At 70.6% G+C, this 19,311-nt stretch carries 13 protein-coding genes; 10 read left to right on the top strand and 3 right to left on the bottom strand.

Translation table 11 applies throughout. The annotated features are described in order from the left end of the window. The first annotated feature begins 711 nt into the window (after positions 1-711). The 4 genes from NP777_RS30165 (at position 712) to NP777_RS30150 (ending at position 4,970) form a co-directional block, all read left to right on the top strand. A complete protein-coding gene (locus NP777_RS30165; protein ID WP_256653331.1) occupies positions 712-1,233 on the top strand; it encodes a cysteine dioxygenase in 522 nt (173 codons plus the stop codon). 49 nt (positions 1,234-1,282) lie between these two features. Further along, the gene (gene cofD / locus NP777_RS30160; RefSeq protein ID WP_256653330.1) at positions 1,283-2,269 is read left to right on the top strand and encodes a 2-phospho-L-lactate transferase; all 987 of its coding nucleotides are present in this window, start codon (positions 1,283-1,285) and stop codon (positions 2,267-2,269) included. 119 nt (positions 2,270-2,388) lie between these two features. Then, positions 2,389-3,723 (top strand): coenzyme F420-0:L-glutamate ligase, encoded by a 1,335-nt coding sequence (locus NP777_RS30155; protein ID WP_256653349.1) that lies wholly within the window; start codon positions 2,389-2,391, stop codon positions 3,721-3,723. A gap of 335 nt (positions 3,724-4,058) precedes the next feature. Further along, the gene (locus NP777_RS30150; RefSeq protein ID WP_256653329.1) at positions 4,059-4,970 is read left to right on the top strand and encodes a DNA-3-methyladenine glycosylase family protein; all 912 of its coding nucleotides are present in this window, start codon (positions 4,059-4,061) and stop codon (positions 4,968-4,970) included. A 397-nt stretch (positions 4,971-5,367) separates the two neighbouring features. Here NP777_RS30150 and NP777_RS30145 read toward each other — a convergent pair whose 3' ends face one another. After that, on the bottom strand, positions 5,368-6,474 hold the full coding sequence (locus NP777_RS30145; RefSeq protein ID WP_256653328.1) for a sugar phosphate nucleotidyltransferase: 1,107 nt from the start codon (positions 6,472-6,474) through the stop codon (positions 5,368-5,370). A 71-nt stretch (positions 6,475-6,545) separates the two neighbouring features. Further along, positions 6,546-8,231: a peptidoglycan recognition protein family protein gene (locus NP777_RS30140; RefSeq protein ID WP_256653327.1), complete on the bottom strand. Its 1,686-nt coding sequence runs from the start codon at positions 8,229-8,231 to the stop codon at positions 6,546-6,548. Positions 8,232-8,359: 128 nt separating this feature from the next. Here NP777_RS30140 and NP777_RS30135 point away from each other — a divergent pair, with 128 nt between their 5' ends. The 4 genes from NP777_RS30135 to NP777_RS30120 all read left to right on the top strand — a co-directional run bounded on the left by NP777_RS30135 (position 8,360) and on the right by NP777_RS30120 (position 14,200). Beyond that, complete coding sequence (locus NP777_RS30135; RefSeq protein WP_256653326.1) at positions 8,360-9,112, top strand: TIGR03089 family protein; 753 nt, start codon at positions 8,360-8,362, stop codon at positions 9,110-9,112. A 353-nt stretch (positions 9,113-9,465) separates the two neighbouring features. Further along, complete coding sequence (locus NP777_RS30130; protein WP_256653325.1) at positions 9,466-10,584, top strand: LCP family protein; 1,119 nt, start codon at positions 9,466-9,468, stop codon at positions 10,582-10,584. 226 nt (positions 10,585-10,810) lie between these two features. After that, positions 10,811-12,502: an LCP family protein gene (locus NP777_RS30125; RefSeq protein WP_256653324.1), complete on the top strand. Its 1,692-nt coding sequence runs from the start codon at positions 10,811-10,813 to the stop codon at positions 12,500-12,502. 69 nt (positions 12,503-12,571) lie between these two features. Continuing rightward, positions 12,572-14,200: an LCP family protein gene (locus tag NP777_RS30120; RefSeq protein ID WP_256653323.1), complete on the top strand. Its 1,629-nt coding sequence runs from the start codon at positions 12,572-12,574 to the stop codon at positions 14,198-14,200. 133 nt (positions 14,201-14,333) lie between these two features. Here NP777_RS30120 and NP777_RS30115 read toward each other — a convergent pair whose 3' ends face one another. Next, on the bottom strand, positions 14,334-15,350 hold the full coding sequence (locus NP777_RS30115) for a glycosyltransferase family 2 protein (RefSeq protein ID WP_256653322.1): 1,017 nt from the start codon (positions 15,348-15,350) through the stop codon (positions 14,334-14,336). Positions 15,351-15,571: 221 nt separating this feature from the next. Between NP777_RS30115 and NP777_RS30110 the strand changes: the two genes are divergently transcribed. Together NP777_RS30110 and NP777_RS30105 are read left to right on the top strand one after the other, a co-directional pair. Continuing rightward, positions 15,572-17,029, top strand: a complete 1,458-nt coding sequence (locus NP777_RS30110; protein ID WP_256653321.1) for an LCP family protein — start codon at positions 15,572-15,574, stop codon at positions 17,027-17,029. Positions 17,030-17,556: 527 nt separating this feature from the next. Next, complete coding sequence (locus tag NP777_RS30105; RefSeq protein WP_256653320.1) at positions 17,557-18,786, top strand: helix-turn-helix domain-containing protein; 1,230 nt, start codon at positions 17,557-17,559, stop codon at positions 18,784-18,786. Positions 18,787-19,311 lie beyond the last annotated feature (525 nt).

Here is a 19,311-nt window from a genome sequence, read left to right as displayed (position 1 = left end):
CCCTCGTCTGTCTTTGCGTCCCCGTGCCTGATGCCGTCGGTGAAGCGGCAGAACGACACGAGTGAAATTACAAGTGTGCCGATCCGGGCCAGTCAAGCCGAGATCTGCTATTGGGCCTCTTATTCACTCTGCGGAACCAAGGCTGCGCGGAAAGTGTTCAAATCGGCCTAAACGCGACACCTTCCCCATCCGTTGCCCGGGATCCCTCCTCTCACTCACTGAGGAGGACGCCATCGGCGTCGGTCCCGTTGCATCGCGCGGGAGATGGTGCGGAGTGGGCGGGTGGGCGGGGTGGTGCGGGAGTGATGCGCTTGATGCGCCGTGTCACCAATACAACGCGCGCACAAACCTTTCTGCCTCCACAGCGACCGGATGAGGTGAACCTTGACCTGAAACGTGAGATGAAGTTGACAGCGGCGCGGCGATCCGGGTCTCCTTGGTCGCATGTCAGTGACCCACGCGCCCCTGCCGACCCGTGACCACGGGTTCCGCTGCGCTGTGCGGGCTCGCTGTCGCTGTTCGAGCTGTTGATGCCTCCCGAGCTCCAGCTTTCTCCGCGTTCCGCGCGCGGTGTCTCGTACTGAGACCGCGCACCGCGTCCAGATCGCACCTCGCGCCCCTACCGCGCCCCCACTGTCCCATCGCGTCCTTACGGCGCTCTCGCCCTTACGGCGCTCTCTCCGCGCCCCTCCCGCCGAGGAACCCCACCGCATGAACAGCGACGTCCAGATCGCCGGTGACCCGCTCGACATCCCGCATCTGCTGCCGCCCGTACCCGCGCACCCCTCCACCGTCTCCGCCTTCGCGGGCCTGGCCCGCACCATCGCGGCCGACCGCGACGGCTGGGCACCCCTCGTCCAGTACGACGCCACCAGCCGCTGGTACCACCGGCTGCGCACCGGCCCCGGCTATGAGGTGTGGCTGCTCAGCTGGGTGCCCGGACAGGGCAGCGGGGCCCATGACCACGGCCGCTCCTCCGGGGTGCTGACCGTGCTCCGGGGCGAGCTCACCGAGCGGGTGGGAACGCACGGCGCGCGGCACACTCTGCGCTCCGGCGCACAGCGCGTCTTCGCGCCCGGTTATGTGCACGACGTGGTCAACGACGCCCTCGAACCGGCCGTCAGTCTGCACATCTACTTCCCCGGGCTGACCGAGATGCCGCTGCACCCCACCCAGAGCGCCGAGTTGCCCGCCGGGGCCGGGGCGGACGCGCTGGGCGCCCTCGGCGGCTGAGCCGCCCCGAACGCCCCCGATGTCCGGGGCTGCTGCAACACTGTGCTTCATGCGCATTGTGGTTCTGGCAGGCGGTATCGGCGGCGCCCGTTTCCTTCGCGGTCTGATGTCGGCGGCTCCGGACGCCGACATCACGGTCATCGGGAACACCGGCGACGACATCCACCTCTTCGGCCTCAAGGTCTGCCCCGACCTCGACACCGTGATGTACACCCTCGGCGGTGGCATCCACGAGGAGCAGGGCTGGGGCCGGGCCGAGGAGACCTTCACCGTCAAGGAGGAGTTGGCGGCGTACGGGGTGGGGCCCGAGTGGTTCGGCCTCGGCGACCGCGACTTCGCCACGCACATAGTCCGTACGCAGATGATGGGCGCGGGCTATCCGCTGAGCGCCGTCACCGAGGCGCTGTGCGCCCGGTGGCAGCCGGGGGTGCGGCTGCTGCCCATGACGGACGACCGCGTCGAGACCCACGTCCTGATCGACACGGCGGACATCAACGGCTCCGCCGGGGGCGATGGTGAAGGCCGTAAGGCCATCCACTTCCAGGAGTACTGGGTGCGGCTGCGCGCCTCCGTGCCCGCCCATGCCGTCGTTCCCGTCGGCGCCGACCAGGCCAAACCGGCGCCCGGCGTCCTGGAGGCCATCGCCGACGCCGATGTCGTCCTCTTCCCGCCGTCCAACCCGGTGGTCAGCGTCGGCACGATCCTCGCCGTGCCCGGCGTGCGCGAGGCCATCGCCGACGCCGGGGTCCCGGTCGTGGGCCTGTCCCCCATCGTGGGCGACGCGCCCGTGCGCGGCATGGCCGACAAGGTGCTCGCCGCCGTCGGCGTGGAGTCCACCGCGGCCGCCGTCGCCAAGCACTACGGCTCCGGGCTGCTGGACGGCTGGCTCGTCGACACCGTCGACGCGGGCGCGGTCGAGGAGGTCGAGGCCGCCGGGATCCGGTGCCGGGCGATCCCGCTGATGATGACGGACCTCAAGGCCACGGCGGCGATGGCGGCCGAGGCGCTGGCGCTGGCGGAAGAGGTGCGGGGATGAGCGCGGTGCGGGGCGGGTCGGGGGACGTCTCCGGGAGCTCGTCTTGGGGCTCGTCCGGGGGCCCCTCCGGGGGCTCGTCCGGCGAGCCGGCGTCGTATCAGGTGTGGGCCCTGCCCGGGATGCCCGAGGTGCGGCCCGGTGACGACCTCGCCAAGCTGATCGCCGACGCCGCGACCTCGGGTGGTCTGCCGGGGCTCGCGCACGGCGATGTGCTGCTGGTCACGTCCAAGATCGTCAGCAAGGCGGAGGGGCGCGTCGTCGAGGCGGCCGACCGCGAGGCGGCCATAGACGCCGAGACGGTGCGGGTCGTGGCGCGGCGCGGCCGTACGCGGATCGTCGAGACCCGTCATGGTCTGGTCATGGCCGCCGCCGGGGTCGATGCCTCCAACACCCCTTCCGGGACGGTCCTGTTGCTCCCCGAGGACCCCGACGCCTCGGCGCGGGCGATCCGGGCCGGGCTGCGGGAGGTGCTCGGCGTGGAGGTCGGCGTCATCGTCACCGACACGTTCGGGCGGCCGTGGCGGACCGGGGTCACCGACGTCGCCATCGGCGCGGCCGGGGTGCGGGTGCTGGACGATCTGCGTGGCGGAGTCGACGCGTACGGGAACGCGCTGAGCGCGACCATCGTCGCCACCGCTGACGAGCTGGCCGCCGCGGGTGACCTGGTCAAGGGCAAGGCCGAGGGGCTGCCGGTGGCCGTGTTGCGGGGGCTTCCGCAGGTGGTGGCGTTCGAGGGGCTGGACGGGGCTGAGGGGTCCGGCGGGCGGCCGGGCGTTGGCGGGGATGCGGGCGAGGATGCGGGCGCGAGTGCGTTGGTGCGCGGGGCCGCGGACGACATGTTCCGGCTGGGCACCTCCGAGGCCGTACGGGAGGCGGTGACGCTGCGTCGTACGGTGCGGGAGTTCACCGATGAGCCGGTGGACGGCGCGGCGGTGCGGCGCGCGGTCGCCGCGGCCGTCACCGCGCCGGCGCCGCACCATACGACGCCGTGGCGGTTCGTCCTGCTGGAGTCGGAGGAGTCGCGGACGCGGCTGCTGGACGCCATGCGGGACGCCTGGATCGCCGATCTGCGCGGGGACGGCTTCTCGGAGGAGAGCATCGCCAAGCGGGTGCGGCGCGGGGATGTGCTGCGCAAGGCGCCGTATCTGGTGATCCCGTGCCTGGTCGCCGACGGTGCCCATACGTATCCCGACCCGCGGCGGAACACGGCGGAGCGCGAGATGTTCGTGGTCGCGGCCGGGGCCGGGGTGCAGAACCTGCTGATCGCGCTGGCGGGCGAGGGGCTGGGCTCGGCATGGGTGTCGTCCACGATGTTCTGCCGGCCGGTGGTGCGCGAGGTCCTGGGTCTGCCGGACGACTGGGACCCGATGGGCACGGTCGCGGTCGGCCAGGCGGCGGTGCCGCCGGCGGCACGGCCGGAGCGGGGGGTCGAGGGGTTCGTGGTGGTTCGGTAGGTGGTCGTGGTGGTTCGGTAGGTGGTTGTGGGTGCTTGCGGTGCGGGCTTTGGGGCTGGGTTGTCCGGGGTCGGGTTGCGCGGGGCTGGGTTGCCTTTGGTCGGGGTTGTGCGGACCGGTTGTGCGGTGGGGTCGCGTGCGCGGGGATGGGGGGCGCGCGTTGTGCGGAGTGGGAGTGCGGGTGCGGGGGTGGTTGCTGGGGTGCGCCTTGGGGTTGGTCGGGGGTGCTGGGCGCCGTAGGCGGGGTCGCTGGGCGCCGCGTAGGGCGGGATGCGTGGTCGGTGGTGTGGTGGGTGCCGAGCCGGTCTGGCGGTGGTGGGTCGTAGGGTGGCCGCGTGTGTGTGAGACGTGTGTGGAGTCCTCCGGGGCCCTGTGATCTCGCGCGTAACCTCGGTGTGCTGCAGCGAGGGCCGGGGGATCCCGCGTTTCAGGTCGGCGCGGACGGCGCGTTCTGGCGGGCGAGCCGGACTCCGGCCGGGCCCGGGACCCTACGGATCGCGCGCAAGGGCGCGGAGATCGAGGGGCGGGCCTGGGGGCCGGGGGCGGAGTGGCTGCTGGACGGTCTGCCCGCTCTGCTCGGGGCGGACGACGACCCGTCGGCGTTCGTGCCCCGCCATCGGCTCGTTCACGAGACGCATCGGCGTCATCCCGGTTTCCGGCTCATCCGGACCGGGCTGGTCCTCGAGTCCCTGATCCCCTCGATCCTGGAGCAGAAGGTCACCGGCGTCGAGGCGTACCGGGCCTGGCGGCTGCTGCTCCAGCGCCATGGCGAGCCCGCGCCCGGGCCGGCGGAGGGGATGCGGATGCGGGTCATGCCCGATCCGCGGGGCTGGGCACTGATCCCGTCGTGGGAGTGGCATCGGGCGGGCGTGGACGCGAAGCGTTCCTCGACGATCCTGCGGGCGGTGCGGGTTGCTCGGCGGCTGGAGGAGGCCGTGTCCATGGACCTTGCCGCGGCCTCGGCCCGGCTGCGGTTGATTCCGGGTATTGGGCCTTGGACGGCGGCGGAGACGTTGCAGCGGAGCAGTGGGATGCCGGATGCGGTGACGGTTGGCGATCTGCATTTGCCGGGGATTGTCGGGTATGCGCTGGCGGGGGTGCGGGGGGCTGACGATGAGGCGATGCTTGAGCTTTTGGCGCCTTATGCGGGGCAGCGGTATCGGGCGGCGCGGCTGATTTTGCTGTCCGGGCGGATGCCGGGTCGGCGGGGGCCTCGTTTGGCGGTGCGGGACTTTCGGGGGATGTAGGGGCCTGGGGGTGCTTGGGTGTGGTTGGCGTCGGTGTCGGCGTCGGCGTTGCCGGGTGTGAGGGCGGGGGTGCTGGGTGTGGAGGCGGGGGTGCTGGGTGCGGCCGGGTGTGGGGTGTGGGTGCGGCCGGGTGTGGGGTGTGGGTGCGGCCGGGTGTGGGGTGTGGGTGCCTCCGGGTGTGGGGTGTGGGTGCCTCCGGGTGTGGGGTGTGGGTGCCTCCGGCGGTGAGCCCCACCCCGCCCCCTTCCCGAAACGATGGGGCTCCGCCCCCTCGGCCCCCTCCGGGGCTCCGCCCCGAACCCCGCCTCCTCAAACGCCGGAGGGGCTGGGGTTCCCGGAGAGGCTGGGTCTCCGGCGGGGAGGCTTGGGGCGGTGGGGCGGTAGGGCGTCGGGCTCCTTACCGGTCGGATGAGAAGCGGACCGCGCCTGCCGGGATGTCGGCTCCGCACCACACTCGGACGCCGTCCCGCAGCTCGTTGTCGGGGCCGACCAAAGCGCCGTCGCCGACCACCGCGCCCTGGAGGATCGTGCGGGCGCCGATTCGGGCGCCGGCGCCGACTAGGGAGTCGTGGACCTGGGCGCCCTCCTCCACGATGGCGCCCTCCAGCACCGTGCTGCCGTCGATGCGGGCGCCCGCGCCCACTCGGGCCTGGCGGCCGATGACCGTGCCGCCGGTCAGTTTGGCGTCGACCGCGACCGAGGCGCTGTCCAGGACGAGGCGGTCGCCGCAGCGGCCCGGTACGGCCGGGGAGGGGGCACGGCCCAGCACCAGGTCCGCGGAGCCGCGGACGAACGCCTGGGGGGTGCCCAGGTCGAGCCAGTACGTGGAGTCCACCATGCCTTGCAAATGCGCCCCCTCCGCCAGCAGACCGGGGAAGGTCTCGCGTTCCACGGAGACGGGGCGGTCGGCGGGGATCGTGTCGATGACCGAGCGGTTGAAGACGTACGCGCCCGCGTTGATCTGGTCGGTGACGATCTCCTCGGGGGTCTGCGGCTTCTCCAGGAAGGCGGTGACCCTGCCCCGTTCGTCCGTGGGCACCAGCCCGTACGCGCGCGGGTCCGGGACCCGGGTGAGGTGCAGGGAGACATCGGCGCCCGTCGTGCGGTGGTTGTCGACGAGGGCGCGGATGTCGAGGCCGGTGAGGATGTCGCCGTTGAAGATGAGCACCGGGTCGTCGGGGCCCGAGCGCAGCCGGGAGGCGACGTTGCGGATGGCGCCGCCGGTGCCGAGCGGTTCCTCCTCCGTGACGTACTCCAGGTGCAGGCCCAGCGAGGAGCCGTCACCGAAGTACGGCTCGAAGACCTCCGCCAGATAGGACGTGGCGAGCACGATGTGCTCGACCCCGGCGGCGCGGGCGCGGGCGAGTTGGTGGGTCAGAAACGGAACGCCCGCCGCCGGGACCATCGGCTTGGGAGTGTGCACCGTCATCGGGCGCAACCGGGTTCCCTTGCCGCCGACCAGGAGGATCGCCTCTGGCGATGGCGTTTCTGGCGCATTGGTCACGTACGTCTCTGCTTCCTGCTGGGGCTCGCCGGTCGGCGGCCAGTGTATGCAGATCCCCGGACCGCGCCTGATCAGCGCCCCTGGAGGCGGGCGGCCGTCTTCCGTACCGAACCGAGCTTCTCGTAGAGACGCTTGCCGGGGCACTCGGTGGCGAAGCCGTCGCGGTGACCCGCGATCACATGGAGCTTCACGTTGGCACCCTTTTTGTACTTGTTACCGCCGCCCGACACCAGATGCGTCGTACCGCGCGGGTTCCGCTTGAAGAGGCCCAGTTTCCACGCGGTGAGCTTGGCGACGGCCTTCACGGCCTTGGCCGAGGGTTTCTTGGAGGTGAAGGTGCCGAGGACGGCGACGCCCATGCTGTTGGTGTTGAAGCCCAGCGTGTGCGCCCCGCGTACGGCCTTGGTCACACCGCCGGAGCGGCCTTCGTAGATTTTTCCGCACTTGTCGATGGTGAAGTTGTAGCCGTAGTCACGCCATCCCAGGCTCTTCACGTGGTAGCGGTAGATACCGCGCAAAACGGAGGGCGCCTGTGAGCAGCTGTAGTTGTTGCCCGTCACGGTGTGGTGGATGAAGGCGACCTTCACGGTCTTGCTGTAGACGTGGCCCGTTTCACGGATCTTCTCGTCGGCGCCCCAGCCCGCGCGCGTGACGATGCTGGGCCGCGGCGCGCTGTAGCGGGCGGCGTTCGTCTTGGCCGCCTCGGTGTCGGTGTCGGAGCCGGTGTCGGTGTCGGTTTCGGTTTCGGTGTCGGTGTCGAGTGCGCTGGGCGGCGGGGTGGTGGTTACGGGTACGGGTACGGAGGGTCTGGGGGCCGGCTTCGCGGGCGGCGTGGTGGGCGAGGACTGCTTTGCGGACACCCCGGAGGCCCCGGACATCCCGGACACCCCGGAGGCCCCGGAGGCCCCGGACACCCCGGACACCCCGGACACCCCGGGCGACCCGGAGGCCCCGGACGCCCCGGGCGCCCTGGAGGCGGCAGGCGACCCGGAGACCTCCCACGACGGCTTCCCGGGCAGTCCCGTCGTCGGCGCCGGAAGCGCCGGATGCGCCGGATGCCCCGGAAGCGCGCGGAGCGCGGCCCGGTCCGGCTCCGGCGGCGGCCCCGGCGGCGGCGCCGGGGGCTCACCCGGGTCGATCAGCTCCAGCCGCAGCCCGGACGGCAGGGCCGCCACCTCCGCACCCGCCGACCCCGCACCCGCCGACCCCGAGTCCGCCGCACGCCCATCCGCACCCGCCGACCCCGCGCCCGCCGCCCGCCCATCCGCCGTCGCCGTCCGCTCCGGCCGTACCCGCGCCTGGACCGCGTCCGAGGCGCCGACCCACAGCGGCGCGGTGCCGCCGTGGGCCCGTGCGCTCCGGAATTCGGGCGAGTCCGGGTCGGGGGCCTCGTCCCCGTACGGCAGCAGCTCGCGCCACGGCGACCAAGTGCCGCCGACCGCGCGCGTGCGCACCTGCGCCCGGCCGCGGAGCGCCGCGGAGGGCCGGTCCCAGACGACGCCGACGAGCGAGAACGGCCGCACGCCCGACGCCGTGACGCCCCGCTCGACCGCGGCGTCTCCGCGCCCGGCGGCCACGCCCCGGTCCGGCCCGCCGTCCACGAGCGAATGCGGCGGGCGCAGTGGCAGCGACCGCGTGGAGCCGGCGGCTACGGTCCGCTCGGTCCGTGCGTGGGCGGGACCGGGGTGGAGGGCGAGGGGAAGGGCGAGGGCGGCGGTGCACGCGACGCCGATCGAGGATGCCAGGTATGCACGCATGCTTGAAATCGTCTACATAAGGGGACAAAACTGTCCATTCGGAAGAGCGCACACGTCGCGGACCGTCCGGTGACCCGGACCCCACCGACCCCGTCCGCGCCGCATCTTCGGCGCGTAGGCTTGCGCGGGTGAACGCCACCGATCGCACCCCTGCCGACCTGCTGGGATCCGCGCTCGACGCGGATCCCTCCCGCCCGCTCGTGACCTTCTACGACGACGCCACGGGCGAACGCGTCGAACTCTCCGTGGCCACCTTCGCCAATTGGGTGGCGAAGACCGCCAATCTCCTCCAGGACGATCTCGCCGCCGCGCCCGGCGACAGATGCGCACTACTGCTCCCCGCCCATTGGCAGACCGCCGTGTGGCTGGTGGCCTGTTCCTCGGTCGGGGTCCTCGTGGACATCGGGGGCGACCCGGCCTCCGCCGACCTCGTGGTCAGCGGACCGGACAGCCTCAAGGAGGCACGGGAGTGCTCCGGGGAGCGGGTGGCGCTGTCGCTTCAGCCGCTGGGCGGCCGCTTCCCCCAGCTACCGGAGGGATTCGCGGACTACGCCGTGGAAGTGCCCAGCCAGGGCGACCGCTTCGCCCCGTACTCCCCCGTGGACCCGGATACGCCCGCGCTCGCCGTCGGCGGCGCGGAGCTGACGAGCGCCGAGGTGGTGGAGCGGGCGGCCGCCGACGCCGCCGGGCGGGGGCTCGGGCCCGGTTCGCGGATCCTGTCGGGGCTTTCGTACGGCACCTGGGAGGGGCTGTCGTACGGGCTGTACGCGCCGCTGGTCAGTGGCGGTTCGGTGGTGCTCTGCCGCCATCTGGACCGGCTGGACGAGAAGGGGCTGTCCGGGCGCAAGGAGAGCGAGCGCGTCACCGCCACCACACCCTGAGCCCACCACACCCTGAGCCCACCGCACCCTGAGTCCCCACACGCCCTGAGCCCCAGCACACCCTGAGCCACCACACCCTGAGCCCTCACACACACCCTGAGACCACCCCCGCAGCCACCCCCTCCCAGAAGGCCACAGCCCCCGGCCACAGCCCCCGGCCGAAGCCCGATCCCTCCCCTGACCCGTCCGGCGGACCGAGAGCCGAGCCCACAGGTCGCGCCACCCACCCCGCGCGATGATCTACGGATACGTACAACCATGTACGGGCTTCGCATGTCTGTTCCGTTAATCGGTATCCCGGCATGCGATGCCGCTCCGCCCCCCGGGCGGAAGACGGGTGGGAGGACGCGGACGTGACGACCGACAGCTCTGAGCCTGCGCCGAGACGCAGGCGCCGCTGGCCGCGCGTCCTCGCGCTGGGCGTGGCCTCGCTGGTGCTGTCGGTCGCCGGGGTGGGGTGGTGGTTCTACGAGCGCCTCGACGGCAATATCCACACCGATACCCGGACCGCGGACGAGCTGAAGAAGCACGAGGCCGAGCGGCCGGTGTCGGTGGTGCGGGACGCGCAGAACATCCTGCTGATCGGCTCCGACAACCGGGGCGGCAAGGGCAACGGCAAATACGGCAAGGACACCGGCACCCAGCGCTCGGACACCACGATCCTGCTGCATCTTCAGGCCGGGGGTAAGAGCGCCACCGCCGTCTCCATCCCGCGCGATCTGATGGTGGACATCCCGGCCTGCGAGGGGGCGGACGGAAAGCGCACCCAGGCCCGGTTCGCCCAGTTCAACTGGGCGTTCGAATCGGGTGGCGCGGCCTGTTCGATCCGCACCGTCGAAAAGCTGACCGGGATCCGCGTCGACCACCACATGATCGTGGACTTCAACGGCTTCAAGCGGCTGGTGAACGCGGTCGGCGGGGTGGAGATGTGCCTGAAGGAGCCCGTGGACGACGCCGAAGCGCATCTGAAGCTGCCCGCGGGCCGTCAGGTCCTCCACGGCGAGCAGGCCCTGGGCTATGTGCGGGCCAGGTACAGCATCGGTGATGGGAGCGACACGGAGCGCATCGGGCGGCAACAGGAGTTCATGAGCTCGCTTGTGAAGAAAGTGCAGAGCAATGGTGTGCTGCTCAATCCCGCGAAGCTGTATCCGGTGCTCAACGCCGCGACGTCCTCGCTGACCACGGATCCGGGCCTGGATTCGCTCAAAGATCTGTACGCTCTGGTGCGCGGGGTGCGGGACATTCCCCGGGACAAGATCCGTTTCCTGACGATTCCGCGGCAGCCCTACACGTACAACAAGAACCGCGATGAGCTCGTCCAACCCGATGCCGACCGGCTGTTCCGGCAGTTGCGGCTGGATCGGCCGGTGCCGGTGTCCCACGCCGTCACGGCTTCGGCGGGCGGCGGGCCCAAGGCCGCCGACCTCACCGGGTACCAGGGGACGACCGCGGCGCACGGCATCTGCGAGTAAAAGAACCATAAGGGCGACCCATGAATCGTGAAGGATCAGATAAGGATTGGGCAGATTGCCCAGTTGTAGGGAAGTGGAATTTGTCACCGGCGTCGCTTGACGCTGATCTGGACGGATAGTGTGAGCGATCCGGTGCGCTCTACGAGGTGGCCGCGCACTGCATGAGACGGATTGAGCGCCTTGAGGGGGAGGCGCCGCGTGGCACCGACGGAGGACACAGGCGACCGTGGACGCGCAAGGCCCTGGCGGGGCGGGTGACTTCGACCCAGCCGATCAGTGGGTGTTCGACCCGAATACGGGCAACTACGAGCTGCGGCTGAATCCCGCCGAGACATCGGCGGACGACACCACGGAGCTGCGACGGGTCTCCAGACAATCGAACAATGACGACGCCACCGGCTCCGAGCCCACGGGCCGCCGCCGCGCGGCCAAACGGGAGGCGGAGAAGGAGAAGGCGACGGGCCCGGCCAGCCGTCGCAAGCCGAAGCCGAAGAAGTCGAAGACGAAGAAGGCGCTCTACTGGGGCAGCGGCACCCTGGCCTTCCTGCTGGTGGGCGGTTCGGCCGCGGCGTACTTCGTCTATCAGCACCTGAACAACAACATCAGCAAGGTGGACGTCGGCGAGAACAACGCCGCGGTCTCCGACGGCCCGATGAACATCCTGCTGATCGGCACCGACCGCCGGGACGGCAAGGGGAACGAGGGCTACGGTGACGCGGGTAGCGTGGGCCACGCCGACACCACCCTGCTGTTCCACGTCTCCGAGGACCGGTCGAACGCGACGGTGCTGAGCATCCCGCGCGACATGATCACCGACATCCCGGACTGCACCGTGAAGGAAGACGGTCAGGAGAAGACGATCCCGGGTGAGAAGGAAGTGCGGTTCAACACCAGCCTGGGGCAGGAGGGCCGTAACCCCGGCTGCACCTGGCAGACGGTCGAGAAGCTCACCGGGCTGGAGATCGACCACTTCATGATGGCCGACTTCAACGCGGTCAAGAGCATGTCCACGGCGGTCGGCGGGGTGGACATCTGCCTCGGCAAGGACATCAACGACCCCAAGTCGCACCTGAATCTGAAGAAGGGGCGGCACACCGTCAAGGGCGAGCAGGCCCTGGCGTTCGTCCGGACCCGGCACGCCGTCGGCTTCGGCGGCGACCTGGACCGGATCAAGCTCCAGCAGCAGTTCCTGAGCTCGCTGATGCGCAAGATGAAGGCCAGCGGGACGCTCACCAACCCGGGCAAGATGTGGGACCTGGCCCAGACCGCCACCAAGGCGCTCACCGTGGACACCGGGATCGGCACCGTCTCCAAGCTGGCCTCGCTGGGGAAGAACCTGAGCAAGGTCGATCTCAAGAACGTCACCTTCGCGACGGTTCCGGTCGTCGACAACACCGACGGTGCGACCGTGCTGCTCGACAAGACCAAGGCCGAGCCGCTGTTCTCCATGGTCCGGCAGGACGTCTCGCTGACCGAGGTCAAGAAGAAGGAGAAGGCGGCCAAGGACGAGCAGGCGGCGCGGCTCAAGGGGCCGAAGGCCGATCCCGCCGATGTCCGGGTGAAGGTGCTCAACGGCAGCGGGCAGTTCGGCGCCGCCCAGGAGACCGTCGACTGGATGCAGAACACCGAGGGGATGCTCCGCACCAGCAACGGCGGAAACGCTCCGTCAGAACTGAAGAAGTCGACGCTGGAGTACGCTCCCAACCAGGCCGACCAGGCGCGTCGGCTGGCCGACAGCATGGGGCTGCCCGCCTCCGCCATGAAGGAAGGCACGAAGGACGCCGAGCCGATGGCGGAGATGACCCTGACGCTGGGCGCGGACTTCAAGGGCGCCGGCACACCGATCTCCGCCCCGTCGAAGGCGCCGAAAGACATTCAGAGGGTCGAGGCCGACGACAAGGACGTCTGCGCCAAGTGACCGTCGCCGGCCAGCGGATCCACCCTCGTCCATCGGGCCGGACGACCGAGAGACTGCGGGGAGGGCCCGATGCGGCAGAGCAGTGTGCGGGGGGAGAGAGGGCGGCGGGCCACCGTTCCCGAACCCCGTGAACACGGTGAGGACGACAGCCCGCCGGAAGGGGAGGGCCTCGCGTCGAACGGCGCGGGGCGCCGGCCGGGCGGTCGGGGGCGGCCAAAGCCAAAGCGGAGTCGCGGGGTACGGATCCTGCGCTGGACCGCCCTGACGCTGGCCGTGCTGGTACTCGGCGGGGCCGGCGCCGGATATTTCTACTACGAACATCTGAACGGCAATCTGAAGAAGGCGGATCTGGACCTCGGCGACAGCAAGCTCGGCAAACCCGAGCCCAACGCCGCCGGACAGACCCCCCTCAACATCCTGCTCATCGGCTCCGACGGCCGGAACACCGCGGAGAACGTCAAGCTCGGCGGCGCCAAGCGGGACGCGGACCGCAAACCGCTGGCCGATGTGCAGATGCTGGTGCATGTCTCGGCCGACCGCGGCAATATGTCGGTGGTCAGCATTCCGCGCGACACCCGGGTGACCATCCCCCGGTGCACCGATCCGGACGACGGGACGGTCTACCCGAAGACCGTGGGGCCCATCAACGAGTCGCTCCAGTACGGCGGTCCGGGCTGCACGGTCGCCACCTGGAAGGAACTCACCGGCGTCTACATCGATCACTTCATGATGATCGACTTCTCCGGGGTGGTCTCCATTGCGGACGCCATCGGCGGCGTACCGGTGTGCGTGAACAACAACGTCTACTCCCATGACAGCGATGGCCATGGCTCCGGTCTGAAGCTGACCAAGGGCACCCACAACGTCAAGGGCGTCCAGGCCCTCCAGTGGCTGCGCACCCGCTACGGCTTCGAGGACAACACCGACATAGGCCGGGCCAAGGCCCAGCACATGTACATGACCTCGATGATCCGCCAGCTCAAGTCGGGGACCAAGCTCAGCGACCCGGGCAAGCTGATGGACCTCACGGAGGCCGCCACCAAGGCGCTGACTGTCGACCACGGCCTCGGCTCCCCCAAGAAGCTGTACGACCTGGGCAATGACCTCAAGCGGGTGCCGACCAAGCGCACCACCATGATCACCATGCCCTGGGTGTACGGCGAAGGCCAGAAGTACGTGCTGCCCAAGCCGGGCGACGCCGAGCAGACCTTCTCGCTGCTGCGCAACGACACAGCGCTGGACGGCAAGGACAAGAAGAAGCCCGACGCCACCCCGGCGCCCACCGCGCCCAAGGACCAGCTCCCGGTGGTGGTGCAGAACGGCACCGCCAGCACCGTCCTGGGACCGGCCTCCGGCCGTGCCTCGGAGATCACCTCCGAACTGGCCCGGCTGGGCTACGCCAAGGCCACCGCGAACGCGGTGCTCATCTCGCAGGCCGACACCACCGTCCTCTACCCGGCCGAGCCCCGGCAGGGCGACGCCCTGGCGGTGGCCAAGGCGCTGAAGCTGCCGAAGTCCGCGGTGAAGTCGTCGAAGTCGGTGCAGGAGATCACCCTGGTGGTCGGCAACGACTGGCGCCAGGGCACCGCCTACCCGGAGGCGGCGGCGGACGACGGCGACAAGACGCCCAAGAGCGCGGACGCGCTCAACGGCGAGGAGAAGGGCTGTATGAAGGTCAACACGGGCTACACCTTCTGACGTCCGTCACGGCATGCGAAGGGGCCGGACCCGATGCGGGTCCGGCCCCTTCGGCGTACGTGGCGTACGTGGCGTACCAGGCGTACCAGGCGTACCAGGCGTACCAGGCGTACGGGCGCGGCTACGGCTACGGCTACGGCGCCATGACCGCCGGGCGGCGGCTGGCGATGACCTTCTTGGCGAGCGCCCGCGGGCTGGTCAGAAAGCCCCAGCCCCACGACATGTGCATGGTCGCGAGCGCCACCGGGATCCGCAGCCGGGCCGCCACCGGAAGCCCCTTGCCCGCCGGGAGCGAGCCCGCGACGATCGCGGCCAGATAGCCGCCGGGGATCACGAAGCCCCACGGGGTGACGACCGCGCCCACCACGATGCCCGCCGCGATGGCGACGACGGCGGTCGGCGGGGCGAGATAGCGCAGGTTGATCGAGCCCTGGTGGAAGCGGGCCACGACATGGCGCCAGCGGCCGTAGTCCTTGTACTGCTTGGCCAGGGCCCGCACGCTCGGCCGCGGCCGGTAGGAGACCTTCAGCTCGGGCGAGAACCAGATCAGCCCGCCGGCCTCGCGGATCCGGAAGTTCAGCTCCCAGTCCTGGGCGCGGATGAACTCCTCGTTGTACCCGCCCTGCCGCTCCAGCGCCTCGCGCCGGAAGACGCCCAGATAGACGGTCTCGGCGGGGGCCGCCTCACCGCCGGTGTGGAAGGCCGCGTTGCCCACCCCGACCTTGGAGGTCATGGCGGCGGCGACGGCCTTCTCCCAGTCGTTCTCGCCCTCGGCGTGCATGAGCCCGCCGACGTTCTGCGCGCCGGTCTCCTCCAGGAGCCGTACGGCGGTCGCGATGTAGTCGGGCGAGAGCATGCCGTGGCCGTCGACCCGGACCACCACCGGGTGGCGGGACGCCTTGATCGCCGCGTTCAGGGCGGCGGGGGTGCGGCCCGTGGGGTTGGGGACCGTATGCACCCGGGGGTCCTCCGCCACCAGTTCGGCGGCGATCTCGTCGGTGCGGTCCGCGGACGGGCCGAGCGCGATCACCACCTCCATCTCACCGTCGTACTCCTGCTCCAGGATGTGCCGTACGGCATTGCGCAGATGGCGTTCCTCATTGAGCACCGGCATGATCACGGAGACGGCCGGGAGCTGATGCGGGGGCATGGCACCTCGGGGTTCGGGGGCCGGGCCCCAGAAGACTGGCGGCGGGGGCCCCAAAAGACTGCGGTTTCCGGGCCACGTTACCGCGAATGGGGGACTCCGGAACGCGCCGCCCGGGTGGCAGCGCCCGGTACGGGCGGCGTGGGGCCGTCAAGGCGATCGTCGTATGGGCCTACGGTGAGGCGGTTCCGCCCAGTCCGCCGAAGTTCACGGAGGTCCCCGGAGTGAATGCACCGGCCCGATCGCCGCGCCCGTCGCGTCCCCGCTCCCGCCGCCCGCGCTGGGGGCTGCGGCTGGCCACGGGCGGCGCCTGTCTGGTGCTGGCGGTCAGCGGCATCGGGCATCTGCTGGTCAGGGAGCTCGATTCCGGGATCCACCGGGTGGATGCCTTCGGCGGCCTGGACAACCGGCCGAAGAGCACCGGCGGGGGCGTCAACTTCCTCGTGGTCGGCACGGACGGGCGGGAGAAGATCACGCCTCGGGAGAAGGCGCTGTACCGGCTGGGCGGAGCCCCCTGCCGCTGCACCGACACGATCATGCTGATGCATCTGTCCGGCGACCACCACCGGGTCAGCGCGGTCAGCCTGCCCCGCGACTCGTACGCCAGGATCCCCGCGTACACCGACGCCACCGGCAAGCGCCGTCCGAGCCATCCGCGGAAGCTCAACGCCGCGTACGCCGAGGGCGGGCCGAGTCTGACCGTGCGCACGGTGGAGCAGCTGACCGGCGTCCATATCGACCATTACCTCGAGGTGGACTTCACCAGCTTCATGAAGACGGTCGATGTGCTCGGCGGGGTGAAGATCTGCACCGCGCGGCCGCTCAAGGACGACCACACCGGCCTCGACCTGCCGGCCGGCACCCATGTGCTGGGCGGCGGCCAGGCGCTGCAGTACGTCCGCTCCCGCCATGTGGACGGCACCTCCGACCTGGGCCGGATCCAGCGGCAGCAGCGCTTCATGGCCGCCGTGGTCCACCAGACCACGGCCGGGGGCATCCTGCTCAACCCGGTGCGGTTCAACCGGGTGGCCGGGGCCCTGCTGGGCTCGGTCCGCGCCGACCACGGCTTCAGCGCGGAGGATCTGGTCGCCCTGGGGCGGGCGATGAACGGGGTCACCCCCGCGTCCTCGGAGTTCGCCTCGGTCCCGGTGGTGCTGCCCGGTGTGCCGGTGAAGGGGGCCGGCTCCACGCTCCGCTGGGACCAGGCCAAGGCCGAGCGGCTCTTCACCGCCCTCCGCGAGGACCGGCGGCTCGTCACCCACCGCCCGAAGCGTGTCCGGGCCACCCCGGTGGACGTGGACCCGGCCCGGATCCAGGTGCATGTGCTCAACGGCACCAATACGACGGGGCTCGCCCGCCGCGCGGACCGCGCACTGCACGCCACCGGCTTCGCCACCACCGGCTCCCCCGCCGACGCCGCGACGCCCGACGTCCGCCACACGGTGATCGCGTACGACCCCATCTGGGACCGCTCGGTGCGCTCGCTGGCGGCCGCGCTGCCCGAGGCCCGGCTGAAGCCGGTGGTCGGGCAGGGCGCGGTGATGCAGATCACGGTCGGCGCGGACTACGAGGGCGTACGGCCGGTCCGGGCCGAGGCGCCGAAGACCGACGCCGCCGGGTTCGGGGCCGTCACCGGCGACGAGGTCGTCTGCCCCGAGGGCGGCGCCACCCGCGCGCTCTGACCGTCACGGCCATTCGGCCCCGGTCACGGCCGGTCGGCGCCCTCGACGGCATCGTCGACGGCGTCGTCGGCGCGCCCGGCGGTGTTTCGCCGGGCGCGGAGCTCTTCTGTCCGCACCGGTAGCACACCCGACTGGAGGGGAAGTACCGGGCGATCTTCGTGAATGTGCGCCCGTACCGGGTCATCTTGTATGCAAGCATGCTGAGGAAAGAGGCCCAGCCGACGTCATGGACGGACTTGGCGTGTATGCCATAGGCGAGGGCTCACACCGATAGTGTTCGGCGACCACCACACGCAGCGCCGCGAGGAGATCACGCGGGCCGTCCGCACCGCCCCCGCCCGGTCTCGCGCCGGAGCGGGGGCGCCTTTGTCGTTCCTGTTTTCCTGTTGCCCTTCCTGCTCTGTAGCGCTCCACACCCGCCCCGCACCATGGGTACCGTTCTGAGGTATACGCCCGACGGATGGAGCACGGATGCCTCGCCACCCGTTTGAACCCCGCCGGCGCCACACCGCAAAGGGGGCGCACTGATGTTGGAAGAAGCCGAGGAGATCGGTCGCCGCGCACGTCGCGCACGGCTTCGTCTCGGGATGCCGCAGGCTGACCTCGCCGCCGCCCTGGGGAAGTCTCAGGGGTGGGTGTCGAAGATGGAACGCGGCCTCATCGAACTGGACCGGGTCGGCCTGCTCAATCTGCTTGCCGCCGAGCTGCATGTGCACCCGAACGACCTGATCGGCCGTCCGTACAACAACTCACCCGACGAGAATCAATGGCAGGTCGCCGCGTCATCAGTCCTGCGGGAACTGCGACGGTACGACCTCACTCCCATTTTCGACGGCACCCCGCGGCCGGCTGGTCAGCTCTGGCAGGAGACCACTCGACTGCACCGCCTACGCGACGCCGCGGCGAACGTGGCGATCATGCAGGTGCTTCCCGACCTGTTCCGGGAGGCTCGCGCCCTCGCCGAGGTCTCCACCGGCCATGAGCGCGAGGAAGCGTTCGCGATCTACGCCGTGTGCTGCAAGTTCGCGCACACCGCCGCGCACGCCCTCGGCCACCCCGAATTGGTCGCCATGGCCTGTGAACGAGCCGCATGGTCGGCCCGGCTATCCGGCGACTCCGTCATGCCAGCCGTGGCCGACTGGATGCGGGTATGGGACATGTGGGCAACCGCAGATTGGGCGGACGCCGTCGCCCTCTCGGACAAGGCGCTTCGAAGCGTGCAGCAGGGTTACGACCAGGGCGAACCGCTGGCCATTCGCGCATGGGGCTCGCTGCAACTGCGCGCGGCGGTTTCGGCAGCACGGGGCGGACTCCGGGCGGAGGCCGAAGACCGCATCGCGCACGCCAAGGACGCCGCAGACCGGTTGGGCGAATGCTCCGGTCCCCCTGTGTACGACCGGCATTCGCTCACGTTCTCGCCGGGCAACGTCCAGATCCACGCCATCAGCGTTGCGCTCGAGATGCGCGAGCAGCGAAGGGCTCTGGCCATAAACCGGAAGACAAGTTCCGAACTTGTCGCCGGGCTCCCCAACTCCCGCCAGGGGCACCACCACATGGACCTTGCCCGCGCCTGGCTTTGGGATGGAAACCGGGACAAGGCGTTGAAGGAACTGGAGAAGGCCGAACACATCGCGCCCCAGCTCATCCGCAACCACCCCATTGCGCGGTCAACCCTGCGTAGCCTCGTCTACGCCGAACGAGCGACCACCCGTGAGAAGCTGCGCCGCATGTCAGACCGCTTTCACCTCGATGGATGAGGGTGATATTCCTGCGGTTCATATTCGGCTGCTGCCCTGCTCCTAGCTTCGGGGCATGGCCGAACAGACTTCGAAGCAACTCTCCGCGCAGGGCGCCGAGTTAAGCGCAGGCACCCCGTTTCGCCCCCGGCTCGGCGACCTCGCCTCAGACCTCGCGGAGAACGGGCGGATCGGCGTCGTCGCCCGAGTACCGGGCGCAAGCTCGGCGTCCTACCACCTGCGCCCGCCGGGAGGTGGCCGGGAATGGTCGGCCCCGTCCAGCGGTGCCACCTTGCGCCCCGTGCCCGTGCCGGTCACCCACGTCAGTGCCCTGAAACGGGATGTCATCTACGACCACCGGGCGCAGCAGGCCGCCCTACCGGTCATGGTCCACCACGAAGACGGCGGCATGTCCGAGTCGGTCCTGATTCTGGAGCCCGCGCAGGTCGAGCTGTACCGAATCCAGCTCGACCACATCATCGAGCAGCGGCACCAGGCCCGAGGGGTAAGCCGTGAGCGCGGCTGTGCTGACGCTCGCTCCGCCTG

The organism is Streptomyces rugosispiralis, from assembly GCF_024505145.1.
Taxonomy (GTDB): Bacteria; Actinomycetota; Actinomycetes; order Streptomycetales; family Streptomycetaceae; genus Streptomyces; species Streptomyces rugosispiralis.
The sequence above is the reverse complement of the archived record's forward strand: the minus strand, read 5'-3'. Positions and strand labels throughout refer to the sequence as shown.

Excerpts from the sequence above, each read along its gene's own strand:
- NP777_RS30165 (WP_256653331.1), top strand. The coding sequence starts at position 712 with ATGAACAGCGACGTCCAGATCGCCGGTGACCCGCTCGACATCCCGCAT.
- cofD (WP_256653330.1), top strand. The coding sequence starts at position 1,283 with ATGCGCATTGTGGTTCTGGCAGGCGGTATCGGCGGCGCCCGTTTCCTT.
- NP777_RS30155 (WP_256653349.1), top strand. The coding sequence starts at position 2,389 with ATGCCCGAGGTGCGGCCCGGTGACGACCTCGCCAAGCTGATCGCCGAC.
- NP777_RS30140 (WP_256653327.1), bottom strand. The coding sequence starts at position 8,231 with ATGCGTGCATACCTGGCATCCTCGATCGGCGTCGCGTGCACCGCCGCC.
- NP777_RS30120 (WP_256653323.1), top strand. The coding sequence starts at position 12,572 with ATGCGGCAGAGCAGTGTGCGGGGGGAGAGAGGGCGGCGGGCCACCGTT.
- NP777_RS30115 (WP_256653322.1), bottom strand. The coding sequence starts at position 15,350 with ATGCCCCCGCATCAGCTCCCGGCCGTCTCCGTGATCATGCCGGTGCTC.
- NP777_RS30105 (WP_256653320.1), top strand. The coding sequence starts at position 17,557 with ATGTTGGAAGAAGCCGAGGAGATCGGTCGCCGCGCACGTCGCGCACGG.